We start from the raw sequence: 11567 nt of genomic DNA on the forward strand, positions 1-11567 counted from the left end.
CCCCCCGGGTAGCTGGCGAAGACGTGAGCCGGAGGTGAATGGTGTTCGAACAACGACGTCCCGGAGCCGTACTCTTCGACAGGGACGGAACCCTGATCAGGGATGTCCCCTACAACGGCGATCCGGCGCGCGTGGAGGTCATGCCGGGCGCGCAGGAGGCGCTGGGCCGGCTGCGGCAGGCCGACGTGCCGGTGGCGGTCGTGACCAACCAGTCCGGCGTCGCCAAGGGCCTGCTGACGGCGGACGAGATGGAGCAGGTGAACGCCAGGGTCGAGCAGTTGCTCGGGCCGTTCGACGCCTGGGCCATCTGCGTGCACGACGACAACGACGGCTGCACCTGCCGTAAACCCGCGCCCGGACTGGTGATCAGAGCCGCGGCCGTGCTCGACGTGAGCCCGCGCGACTGCGTCGTGGTGGGCGACATCGGCCGCGACATGGACGCCGCCAGGGCCGCCGGCGCGCGCGGCATCCTGGTGCCCACCCCGCAGACGCTGCGCGAGGAGGTGGGGCGCGCCCCCGAGGTGGCCGACGACCTGCTCGACGCCGTCGACCGGATGCTGACCGGCACCGTCACCGCCACCCCCGTCACCGTGGGGACGACCGTCGGAACCTCGACCACCTGGTCCCGGACGACCGGCTGGAACCGCTGGTGAGAATCCTGCTGTGGCACGTCCACGGCTCGTGGACCACCTCGTTCGTACGCGGCCGCCACGACTACACGCTGCCCCTCGTCCCCGGCCGGGGGCCCGACGGCCGGGGCCGGGCCGCCACCTACGACTGGCCGGTCACCGCCCGCGAGGTGCCCTGGGACCGGCTCCGCGACGAACCCCTCGACCTGGTCGTCTACCAGCGCCCGCACGAACTGGAGCTGGCCCGCCAGTGGCTCGGCCGCGACCTGCCCGGCGTCTACGTCGAGCACAACACCCCCGGCGGCGACGTGCCCCGCACCCGGCACCCCCTCGCCGGGCGCACCGACCTCCCCCTGGTGCACGTGACCCACTTCAACGAGCTGTTCTGGGACAACGGCCGGGCGCCCACCCGGGTGATCGAGCACGGCATCCCCGACCCCGGCCACCTCTACACCGGCGAGCTGGCCCGAGCCGGCGTCGTGGTGAACGAGCCCGTCAGGCGCACCCGCGTCGCCGGCACCGACCTGCTGCCCCGCTTCGCCGCCCAGGTGCCGCTCGACGTGTTCGGCATGCGGGTCGAGGGCCTGCCGTACGGCACCTACGAGGATCTGCCGCAGGCCCGCATGCACGCCGAGCTCGCCAGGCGGCGCGCCTACCTGCACCCCTACCGGTGGACCTCGCTCGGGCTGGCGCTCATCGAGGCGATGACGCTCGGCATGCCCGTGGTCGCGCTGGCCGCCACCGAGGCCGTCGAGGCGGTGCCGGCCGAGGCCGGCGTCCTGTCCACCAGGACCGACGTGCTGGTACGGGCGCTGACGGATTTCGTGTCCGACCCCGAGCGCGCATCCCAGGCGGGCAAGGCCGCGCGGGCCGCCGCGCTGGCCCGATACGGGCTCGCCAGGTTCCTCGACGACTGGGACCGCCTGCTCGAAGAGGTATGACCCCAGGACGCCTGGGTAGGCGCGGACCATGGTGATGAAGCTGGAATGGTCGCGCAGCGCCGCCTGCCTCGACCTGGACCCAGAGCTCTTCTTTCCGATCTCGCTGCAGGGCGCCGGCCACTCTCAGGTCGAACGCGCCAAGGCCGTGTGCCGGGGCTGCCCGGTGCGCCGGCCCTGCCTGGACTACGCCGTCAGCAGCGGCCAGACCCACGGCGTCTGGGGCGGAACCGATCCCGAACAGCGCCGGTCCCTCATTCCGAGGGCAATGCCGCCGCCAGGAAACGTTCCCGCTCGCTCGCTTCGAGGTGGTCGCTGAACAGCACGCCGTCGAGATGGTCGGCCTCGTGCTGCAGCACCCTGGCCAGCACGCCCAGCGCGCGCACGGTCACGGACTTGCCGAACATGTCCCGGCCACGCGCCGTGACCATGTAGGAACGTTCCAGGGGCCACCACACACCGGGCGCCGACAGGCACGCCTCGTCGGCCGTGATCCGCCTCGGCGACAGCTCCAGCCGCGGATTGACCAGATGGCCGGACGCGCCGTCGTAGGCGTAGACCAGCACCCGCAGCGGCACCCCCAGCTGGGGTGCGGCCAGCCCGGCCCGGCCCGCGCCGGCGCGCATCGTCAGCGTCAGCGACTTGACCAGCCTGCGCAGCTCACGATCGAAGTCCCGCACCGGCGCCGCGACAGCGCGCAGCACCGGATCGTCGAACCTTCGGATGGGCTCTGTCACCCGCGACTCCCCGATCGATCACCCGCCGGACACCGGAGTGGTTTCCCGCCGGAAGGGCTCGCCAACCATGCGGGATCTGGCTTGTAGCACAGCGGTAACAACAGGGACCCAACCCGGAAACCCCCCGAACGCACTATCAGGTGCGTGATCTCACTACCGGCTCACGTGCCTGTGATGCCTGGCCGAGTGCTCGGGGCCCGGCCAGGCATCCCCCTTGACGAGGAGTTCGCATGAGCGCGCATCCCATCGAGGGCGCCGCCTCCTCACCGGAGACCGCGCCCGACGCCCTGGCGGGCTTCACCGTCGGCGTCACCGCCACCAGGCGGCGAGAGGAGTTCGGCGCGCTGCTCGAACGCCGCGGCGCCCGCGTGCTGAGCGCCCCAGCGATCCGGCTGGTGCCGCTCGCCGAGGACACCGACCTGCTCGCCGCCACCCGGCACAGCCTGGAACGCCCCGTCGACGACGTGGTGATCACCACAGGCGTGGGCTTTCGCGGCTGGATGGCGGCGGCCGAAGGCTGGGGCCTGTCCGGCGACCTGGCCGACCACCTGGCCGGGGCCCGCCTGCTCGCCCGCGGGCCCAAGGCCAGGGGAGCCGTGCGCGCCGCCGGGCTGACCGACCACTGGACCCCCGCCACCGAATCGTGCGAGGAGGTCAAGCAGTATCTCCTCGCCCAGGACCTGCGTGGCCGCCGTATCGCGGTGCAGCTGCACGGCGAGCCGCTGACCGAGTTCGTCGCCGCCCTGCGGGAGGCGGGGGCCGAGGTGATCGAGATCCCGGTCTACCGGTGGCTGCCGTACCGCGACCCGTCACCGCTGCGCCGACTGATCACCCAGACCATCTCGGGCGCGGTCGACGCGGTCGCCTTCACCAGCGCGCCCGCCGTCCACGCCATGCTCGGCGCGGCCCGCGCAGAAGGCGTGGAGGACGCGCTGGTCGCCGCCTTCTCCGGGTCCGTGGTGGCCGCCTGCGTCGGCCCGGTCACGGCCGCCCCGCTGGACGCGCGCGGCGTGCCCACGCTCCAGCCCGACCGCGCCCGGCTCGGCGCCCTGGCGCGGGCGCTGGCCCGGCACCTGCCCGAGCACTCCGTCACCCGCCTGGACGCGGGCGGGCACCGGCTGGAGATCCGCGGCCACGCCGTGGTGGTCGACGGCGAGCTCCGCCCGCTCCCGCCCGCCCCGATGTCGGTGCTCAAACGCCTGGCCGACAAGCCCGGCCACGTCGTGTCCCGCGCCGACCTGCGTACGGTGCTGCCCGGCAGCCTCGCCAGGGACACCGCCGAGCACGCCGTCGAGATGGCCATCACCCGCCTGCGCCGCGCCCTCGGCGCCTCCGGGATCGTCGAGACGGTCGTCAAACGCGGCTACCGCCTGGCCTGCACCTACGGCTACGAGGCCACCCCGTGACGCCCACCCTGGCCTGCACCTACGGCTACAAGGTGGCCCCGTGACACTTCCCCTCGTGTTTGCCGCCTACGGTTATGAGGTGGCCCCGTGACGCCTACCCTCGTGCTGGCCGCCCACGGCACCAGGAGTGAGCAGGGGGAGCGGACCCTGGCCGCGCTGGCCGAAGCCGTCAGGCGGGACCGCCCCGGGCACCGCGTCGAGCTGAGCTACCTGGAGATCAGCTCACCGCTGCTGGCGCAGGTGCTGCCCGCCGTCCCCGGGCCGGTCGTCGTGGTCCCGCTGCTGCTCGCGGGCGGTTACCACGTCCACATCGACCTGCCGGAGATCATCGCCGAGCACCGCCCCGACGCGCTCATCGCCCCCAAGCTCGGACCGCACCGGCTCCTCACAGCAGCGCTGGCCCGTGCGCTGGCACGCTCGGGCCTGCGCCCCACCGACGCCGTCATCCTGGGCGCCGCGGGCTCCTCCGACCCGGCCGGGCTGGACGACGTACGCGCCGCCGCGCACCTGCTCGCCCTACGCCTGGCCCGCCCGGTCACGGCCGCGTTCGCCTCGGCGGGCACGCCGACCCTGGAGCAGGCCATGGACCGGCTGCGCTCGGGACCGGCCACCCGGGTGGCCGTCGCCTCCTACCTGCTGGCGCCCGGCCACTTCCACTCCCGCCTGGCCGCGGCGGGCGCCGACCTGGTCAGCGTCCCCCTCGGCGCCGACCCCGACGTGGCGGCCCTGGTCTGGCACCGCTACGACCAAGCCAGGCGACTCGCCACCAGGCTCATCTCCTAGCGCTCTCCCAACCGATCTCCAAGCCGGTCTTCTCGCCGGTCCTTGACCCAGTCGGTCCCCAAGCCGGTCTTCTAACCCGTCCCTGAGGCCGGTCCCAAAGGCCGGTCCCAAAGGCCGGTCCTTCAGCCGGGAACGGGCTCCAGGCGCAGTTCGCGGACGATCTCCTCGGCGCCCGCGTCGCGCGTGGGGCCCGCGTCGGCGCCCACGAACATCTCGATGTAGGCATGGTGGAAGCAGCCCGCCAGCAGCAGCCGGGCGCTCGCCTCCGGATCCACCCGTGGCACGACCCGGCCGAGCCGCTGCTCGGCCGTCAGGTAGGCGGCCAGCGGCCTGACCTCCGTCGGTGGACCGAGACCGTTGTCCCTGAGCGCCTGCCGGAAGCGGACCCGGACCGAGGGGGAGGTGAACGCGGGCAGCGCCGCCGACTGCACGTCCAGGTAGTAGTCGATGCCCGCCCGCGCCACCGGGACCAGATTGTCCGGCACCCGGCCCTTGCCGGCGCGGTGCGTCAGCTCGTTGAGAATCCGCATCCAGAGCGGGAGCCGGTCCTGGAGCAGGGCGAGGAAGTGGTCGACCGAGCCGTCGACGCGGTTCTCCCTGAGCGGGACGGCCATCTGGAGCACGCGTCGCCTGGTGTCCTGGCTGGTGTGGTGCGGGTCACCGGGGGAAGTCGACATGATCCGCCTAACGTGCGCAGACACGTAAAACCTAAGTATGAACCCAATTGCTGCCTTTGGGTATTTGTCAGGTCAGCCGTCGGTGTCGCGGTCCCGGCGCCTCAGGTAGCGCTCGAACTCGGCGGCGATCGCGTCGCCACTGGCCTCGGGCAGCTCGGCAGCGTCCTTGCGCTCCTCCAGCTCCTTGACGTACTCGGCCACCTCGGTGTCCTGTGAGGCCAGCTCGTCCACCCCCAGCTCCCAGGCGCGAGCCTCCTCGTCCAGCTCGCCCAGCGGCATCGGGATCTCCAGCAGATCCTCCATCCGGCGCAGCAGCGCCAGCGTGGCCTTGGGGTTGGGCGGCTGGGCCACATAGTGCGGCACCGACGCCCACAGCGTGATGGCGTCGAGATCGGCCTCGCCGAAGGCGTGCTGCAGCACCCCCACGATGCCCGTCGGGCCCTCGTAACGGCTGAGCTCCAGATGGGTCGAACGCGCCAGGGCCTCGTCGGTGGCACTGCCCAGGATCGGCACCGGGCGAGTGTGCGGCGAGTCGTTGAGCAGCGCGCCCAGCATCACCGCGAACTCGACGCCCAGCTCACGGCAGACCGCCACGATGTCGGCGCAGAACGACCGCCACCGCATGTTGGGCTCGATGCCGCGCAGCAGCACCACGTCCCGCTCGACACCCGGCGGGCGGGCGTGGAGCAGCCGCGTGGTCGGCCAGATGATCGACCGCGTCAGGCCCTCGCCCATCTCCACGAGCGGACGGGTGACCTGGAAGTCGTAGTAGTCGTCCGGGTCGAGCTGGGCCAGCGGCTCGGCCTTCCAGGCGGACTCGAGATGGGCGATCACACCGCTCGAGGCCTCGCCCGCGTCGTTCCACCCCTCGAACGCGGCAATGAGCACCGGGTCGACGAGCTCGGGGAGCCCTTCGAGCTCGATCACGTGTCGCCTCCTGTCTCAACCATCACGCTAAGCCTATGCGGTGAGGTGGTACTCGTGTCACGTGGTGACCGCGATCCGCGCACACCCGGCGCCGGCGGCGTAGCGGGCGTCGCCGGATGGCCTCGGGGCAGCCGATAAGCTTGCCGCATGAGCCTGCCCACGTCCTTCCGTGAAGTATTGTCCCAGCGCGTGATCGTCGCCGACGGCGCGATGGGGACGATGCTTCAGGCCCAGGACCCGACGCTCGACGACTTCGAAGGCCACGAGGGCTGCAACGAAGTGCTCAACGTCACGCGGCCCGACATCGTGCAGGGCGTCCACGACGCCTACTTCGCGGTGGGCGTCGACTGCGTGGAGACCAACACCTTCGGCGCCAACCTGGCCGCCCTGGCGGAATACGACATCGGCGCCAAGGTCTTCGAATACTCCGAGGCGGGCGCGCGGATCGCGCGCGAGCGGGCCGACCACTGGGCCACGCCGGAGCAGCCCCGCTACGTGCTCGGCTCGATGGGCCCCGGCACCAAGCTGCCCACCCTCGGCCACCTGCCCTACCAGAGCCTGCGTGACGCCTACCGCGACAACGCCGCCGGCCTGATCGCGGGCGGCGCCGACGCGCTCATCATCGAGACCTGCCAGGACCTCCTTCAGGTCAAGGCCGCCGTCATCGGCGCCAAGCGGGCCATCGAGGCGGCCGGCCGGGACGTGCCGATCATCGCCCAGGTGACGATCGAGACCAACGGCGCGATGCTGCTCGGCTCCGAGATCGGCGCCGCGCTCACCGCGATCGAGCCGCTCGGCGTCGACGTGCTCGGCCTCAACTGCGCCACCGGCCCCACCGAGATGAGCGAGCACCTGCGCTACCTCGCCCGCCACTCGCGCCTGAAGCTGTCGTGCATGCCCAACGCCGGCCTGCCGGTGCTGACCTCCGACGGCGCCTACTACCCGCTCAGCGCCGAGGAGCTGGCCGGCGCGCACGACACCTTCACCCGCGACTACGGCCTGTCCCTGGTCGGCGGCTGCTGCGGCACCACCCCCGAGCACATGCGCCAAGTGGTCGAGCGGGTGCGTGAGCGGCAGCCCGTGGTCCGCCGCCCGCACCCGGAGCCCGGCGCGTCCTCCCTCTACCAGACCATCCCGTTCCGCCAGGACACCTCCTACCTGGCGATCGGCGAGCGCTGCAACACCAACGGCTCCAAGGCGTTCAAGTCGGCCATGCTGGAGGGCCGCTGGGACGACTGCGTGGAGACCGCCCGCGACCAGGCCCGCGACGGCGCCCACATGCTCGACCTGTGCATCGACTACGTCGGCCGTGACGGCGTCGCCGACATGAAGGAGCTGGCCTTCCGCCTGGCCACCGCCTCCACGCTGCCGATCATGCTGGACTCGACCGAGCCCGAGGTCCTGCGGGCCGGGCTGGAGATGCTCGGCGGGCGCGCGGTCGTCAACTCCGTCAACTACGAGGACGGCGCCGGCCCCGACTCCCGGTTCCAGAAGATCATGAGGCTCGTACGCGAGCACGGCGCCGCCGTCGTCGCGCTGACCATCGACGAGGAGGGCCAGGCCCGCACCGCCGACTGGAAGGTGCGCGTCGCCTCCCGCCTCATCGAGGACCTCATCGGCAACTGGGGCATGCGGGTCGAGGACATCATCGTCGACTGCCTCACCTTCCCCATCGCCACCGGCCAGGAGGAGACCAGGCGCGACGGCCTGGAGACCATCGAGGCCATCCGCGAGCTCAAGCGCCGCTACCCGGCGGTGCAGACCACCCTGGGCCTGTCCAACATCAGCTTCGGCCTCAACCCGGCCGCCCGCGTGGTGCTCAACTCCGTCTTCCTCAACGAGTGCGTCAACGCCGGCCTCGACTCCGCCATCGTGCACGCTTCCAAGATCGTCCCGATGGCGCGCATCCCCGACGAGCAGCGCCAGGTCGCGCTCGACATGGTCTACGACCGGCGCCGCGAGGGCTACGACCCGCTGCAGCGGTTCATGGACCTGTTCGAGGGCGTCGACGCGGCGGCGGTGCGGGCCGGCAAGGCCGAGGAGCTGGCCGCGCTGCCTCTGTGGGAGCGGCTCAAGCGGCGCATCATCGACGGTGAGAAGAAGGGCCTCGAAACCGACCTGGACGACGCGCTCGCCCAGCGCCCCGCCCTGGAGATCATCAACGAGGTGCTGCTCGACGGCATGAAGACGGTCGGCGAGCTGTTCGGCTCCGGCCAGATGCAGCTGCCGTTCGTGCTGCAGTCGGCCGAGGTGATGAAGACCGCCGTCGCCTACCTGGAGCCCTACATGGACCGGGTCGATGGTGAGACCAAGGGCCGCATCGTGCTGGCCACCGTCAAGGGCGACGTGCACGACATCGGCAAGAACCTCGTCGACATCATCCTGTCCAACAACGGCTACCAGGTGGTCAACCTCGGCATCAAGCAGCCTGTGTCCACCATCCTGGAGGCGGCCGAGGAGCAGAAGGCCGACGTCATCGGCATGTCCGGCCTGCTGGTCAAGTCGACCGTCGTGATGAAGGAGAACCTGGAGGAGATGAACTCCAGGGGCATGTCCGACTACCCGGTGCTGCTCGGCGGCGCCGCCCTCACCCGCGCCTACGTCGAGCAGGACCTGGCCGAGGTGTTCACCGGCGAGGTCCGCTACGCCCGCGACGCCTTCGAGGGGCTGCGCCTGATGGACGCCTTCATGGCCGTCAAGCGCGGCGTCGAGGGCGCCAAGCTGCCGCCGCTGCGCGAACGCCGCGTCAAGGCCGGCGCCGTGCTGACCCGCACCCCGGTCGAGGAGCTGCCGTCCCGCTCCGACGTGGCCGCCGACAACCGGGTGCCGCGGCCGCCCTTCCACGGCGACCGCATCGTCAAGGGCATCCCGCTGAACGACTACGCGGCCTTCCTGGACGAGCGGGCGCTGTTCCTGGGCCAGTGGGGGCTCAAGCCGACCAGGGGTGGCGACGGCCCCGGCTACGAAGAGCTCGTCGAGAGCGAGGGCCGCCCCCGGCTGCGCATGTGGCTGCAGCGGATGCAGACCGAGGGGCTGCTGGAGGCGGCCGTCGTCTACGGCTACTTCCCGTGCGTCGCCGACGGCGACTCGCTCATCATCCTCGACGAGGCCGGCGACGAGCGCACCCGCTTCACCTTCCCGCGCCAGCGCCGCGACCGGCACCTGTGCCTGTCGGACTTCTTCCGCGGCAAGGACACCGGCGAGGTCGACGTGGTCGGCTTCCAGGTGGCCACCATGGGCAGCAAGATTTCCGAGGCCACCGCCGAGCTGTTCGCCAAGGACGCCTACCGCGACTACCTTGAGCTGCACGGCCTGTCGGTGCAGCTCACCGAGGCGCTGGCCGAATACTGGCACGCGCGGACCCGGTCGGAGTGGGGGATCGGCGGCGACGAGTCGCTCGACGACATGCTCAAGGTCAACATCCAGGGCTGCCGTTACTCCTTCGGCTACCCGGCCTGCCCCAACCTGGAGGACCAGCGGCAGCTCTTCCAGCTGCTCGACCCGGAGCGGATCGGGGTCACCCTGTCGGAGGAGTTCCAGCTCCACCCCGAGCAGGCCACCTCCGCCCTCATCGTCCACCACCCCGAGGCCAAATACTTCAACGTCTGACCCCGCTCGCCCCGGTCGGGTGACCGGGGCCTGCGGGCGGTTCCCGTCCGGCGCTCGCCGGTCGGGCGGGTGGTGGAGGTCACGGGGGTTTCCGTCCGGTGCTCGGTGGTCGGGCGGGTGGTGGTGGTCACGGGCGTTCCCTATCGGTGCTCGGTTGCCGGGCGGGTAGTGCGTGGTGCGCAGGGTCATGGACGATTCGGTAGGGGGATGTATGGAAGCGGTCTTCTTCGACATGGACGGGCTTCTGGTCGACACCGAGAAGGTGTGGCTGGAGGTCGAGACCGAGGTGATGGCGGAGCTCGGCGGGCAGTGGACGCTGGAGCACCAGACGCACCTGGTCGGCGGGTCCATGGAGCGGACCGTCGACTACATGCTCACCGTGTCCGGCTCCTCGGTCGCCCCGGAGCGGGTGCGCGATTCGATGATCACCGGCATGGTGTCGCGGCTGGCGGGAGGCGTCCAGGTGATGCCGGGCGCGGGCGAGCTGCTCGACGCGCTGCGGGACGAGGGCGTGCCGGTGGCGCTGGTCACCTCGTCCCTGCCGGACATCGCCGACGCGGTGCTCAAGAGCGTCGGCAGGGATCGCTTCGACGCCATTGTCACGGCCGGCGACGTGCTCCGGCCCAAGCCTGACCCGGAGCCCTACCTGACGGCCGCCCGCCTGCTCGGCGTACGGCCGGTCCGCAGCGTGGTGCTGGAGGATTCGCCCACCGGGGTGGCCGCGGCCACGGCGGCGGGCTGCGCGGTGGTGGCCGTCCCCAGCCTCCTGCCCATCCAGGCGGTGCCAGGCCGCCTCGTCGTCTCATCCCTCACCGAGGTCACCGTCTCCACCCTGCGCGCCCACATCTCCGCCTGACGCCCGCGCCCGCCCAGCCCTCGCTCCCGCCGGCTCCCGCGCCCGCCCGCTCCTTCCGCTCCCGATCCTTTCCCCTCCCGGTCCCTTCGCTCCCGCCTGCTTCCGCGCCAGCCCGCTCCTTCCGCTCCCGGTCCTTCGCTCCCGCTTGCTTCCGCTCCCGCCCGGTCCCGCGGTCGTGCCCGTCGGGTGCCGTCGCTCACTGTCAGTGATGGGCGCCGTACGGTGACCTCGGTCGCAGGCGGGCCCGTACGGGATGGTCTGGTCTTCCCCTAGGGGACGGGTGGTTCTCGCGGAGGAGGAGCACGCGCCATATCGCGTGCCAGGATGGAGGGGTAGCCGAAGACGGAGGGTGGCCCCGAATGCCTTTTGACCAGATCGCATGGTTCCCGCTGTGCGTGGGACTGACCGTGGCCGGGCTGGTGCTGAGCTTCATGGCGTTCCGGCGCCGGGGCGCGGCATCCGGGATGCGGGTGGCCGCGTGGGCGTTGCTGCCGCTGGCCGCCTATCTGACGAACGCGCTGCAGGCGCTGTGGACCATCGGCTCGACCCTCGTGGGTTTCGTGACGAGCCTGGTATTCAACCCGCTGGTGTGGGCGGGCGTGGCCGTGGCCGGGCTGTCGGTGGTGCTGTTCGTGGTGTCCGGTGTGCTGCGGGGGCGCAAGCTGGCCAAGGCGGGCGGCGGCAAGAAGGCCGGCGAGGCGGCGGCCGAGGCCCCTGCGGGCCGGCAGGCGCCCGCGGGCCGGCAAGCTCCGGCGGCGCGGCCGGCGGCGGCCAAGCCGGCGGTCGAGTCGAAGAAGAAGAGCGCCGACGACGACTTCTCCGACATCGAAGATCTCCTCAAGAAGCGGGGCATCAGTTAGCCCGCTGTGTCACAGTTCCGGGACGTAACCGAGACTGGTCCCAGACAAACTCCGCAAGATCGATACGAATGAGTTTCGCGACAATCACAGTTGAGCCACATAGCTGCCCTAGGGACTAGTCAGCGCAGCTCAGGGCATAGATCCT

General features: G+C 71.5%; 11 protein-coding genes. 8 read left to right on the forward strand and 3 right to left on the reverse strand.

The features are described from left to right. Nucleotides 1-38: 38 nt before the first annotated feature. From IEY87_RS21350 to IEY87_RS21360, 3 genes are read left to right on the forward strand one after another with little or no spacing between them, the layout of a single operon-like run. Nucleotides 39-653 (forward strand): D-glycero-alpha-D-manno-heptose-1,7-bisphosphate 7-phosphatase, encoded by a 615-nt coding sequence (locus IEY87_RS21350; RefSeq protein ID WP_189140490.1) that lies wholly within the window; start codon nucleotides 39-41, stop codon nucleotides 651-653. After that, on the forward strand, nucleotides 650-1570 hold the full coding sequence (locus IEY87_RS21355; RefSeq protein WP_189140491.1) for a glycosyltransferase: 921 nt from the start codon (nucleotides 650-652) through the stop codon (nucleotides 1568-1570). The genes IEY87_RS21350 and IEY87_RS21355 overlap by 4 nt, the downstream gene beginning before the upstream one ends. A 34-nt stretch (nucleotides 1571-1604) precedes the next feature. Further along, a complete protein-coding gene (locus IEY87_RS21360; protein WP_372462254.1) occupies nucleotides 1605-1886 on the forward strand; it encodes a WhiB family transcriptional regulator in 282 nt (93 codons plus the stop codon). On the opposite strand, the gene IEY87_RS21365 is transcribed toward IEY87_RS21360, so the two are convergent. Continuing rightward, on the reverse strand, nucleotides 1822-2304 hold the full coding sequence (locus IEY87_RS21365) for a peptide deformylase (RefSeq protein ID WP_189140493.1): 483 nt from the start codon (nucleotides 2302-2304) through the stop codon (nucleotides 1822-1824). The two genes, IEY87_RS21360 and IEY87_RS21365, sit on opposite strands and share 65 nt — an antisense overlap. A 230-nt stretch (nucleotides 2305-2534) precedes the next feature. Between IEY87_RS21365 and IEY87_RS21370 the strand changes: the two genes are divergently transcribed. After that, nucleotides 2535-3710, forward strand: coding sequence for a uroporphyrinogen-III synthase (locus tag IEY87_RS21370; RefSeq protein ID WP_189140494.1), 1176 nt, complete (start codon nucleotides 2535-2537; stop codon nucleotides 3708-3710). A gap of 87 nt (nucleotides 3711-3797) precedes the next feature. Next, nucleotides 3798-4493 carry a sirohydrochlorin chelatase gene (locus IEY87_RS21375; protein WP_189140495.1) on the forward strand — a complete coding sequence of 232 codons (696 nt, stop codon included), beginning with the start codon at nucleotides 3798-3800 and terminating at the stop codon, nucleotides 4491-4493. Between the two features lie 122 nt (nucleotides 4494-4615). Here the strand turns inward: IEY87_RS21375 and IEY87_RS21380 are convergent, their stop codons facing one another. Together IEY87_RS21380 and IEY87_RS21385 are read right to left on the reverse strand one after the other, a co-directional pair. Continuing rightward, a complete protein-coding gene (locus IEY87_RS21380; RefSeq protein ID WP_189140496.1) occupies nucleotides 4616-5170 on the reverse strand; it encodes a hypothetical protein in 555 nt (184 codons plus the stop codon). 72 nt (nucleotides 5171-5242) lie between these two features. Further along, nucleotides 5243-6097, reverse strand: a complete 855-nt coding sequence (locus IEY87_RS21385) for a PAC2 family protein (RefSeq protein ID WP_189140497.1) — start codon at nucleotides 6095-6097, stop codon at nucleotides 5243-5245. Nucleotides 6098-6244: 147 nt separating this feature from the next. Here IEY87_RS21385 and metH point away from each other — a divergent pair, with 147 nt between their 5' ends. The 3 genes from metH (at nucleotide 6245) to IEY87_RS21400 (ending at nucleotide 11422) form a co-directional block, all read left to right on the forward strand. Then, nucleotides 6245-9706, forward strand: a complete 3462-nt coding sequence (metH, locus tag IEY87_RS21390; RefSeq protein WP_189140498.1) for a methionine synthase — start codon at nucleotides 6245-6247, stop codon at nucleotides 9704-9706. A gap of 211 nt (nucleotides 9707-9917) precedes the next feature. Then, on the forward strand, nucleotides 9918-10562 hold the full coding sequence (locus IEY87_RS21395; RefSeq protein ID WP_189140499.1) for an HAD family hydrolase: 645 nt from the start codon (nucleotides 9918-9920) through the stop codon (nucleotides 10560-10562). A 359-nt stretch (nucleotides 10563-10921) separates the two neighbouring features. After that, nucleotides 10922-11422, forward strand: coding sequence for a cellulose synthase (locus IEY87_RS21400; protein ID WP_189140500.1), 501 nt, complete (start codon nucleotides 10922-10924; stop codon nucleotides 11420-11422). Nucleotides 11423-11567: the final 145 nt, after the last annotated feature.

The organism is Nonomuraea glycinis (genome assembly GCF_014646515.1).
Lineage (GTDB): Bacteria > Actinomycetota > Actinomycetes > Streptosporangiales > Streptosporangiaceae > Nonomuraea > Nonomuraea glycinis.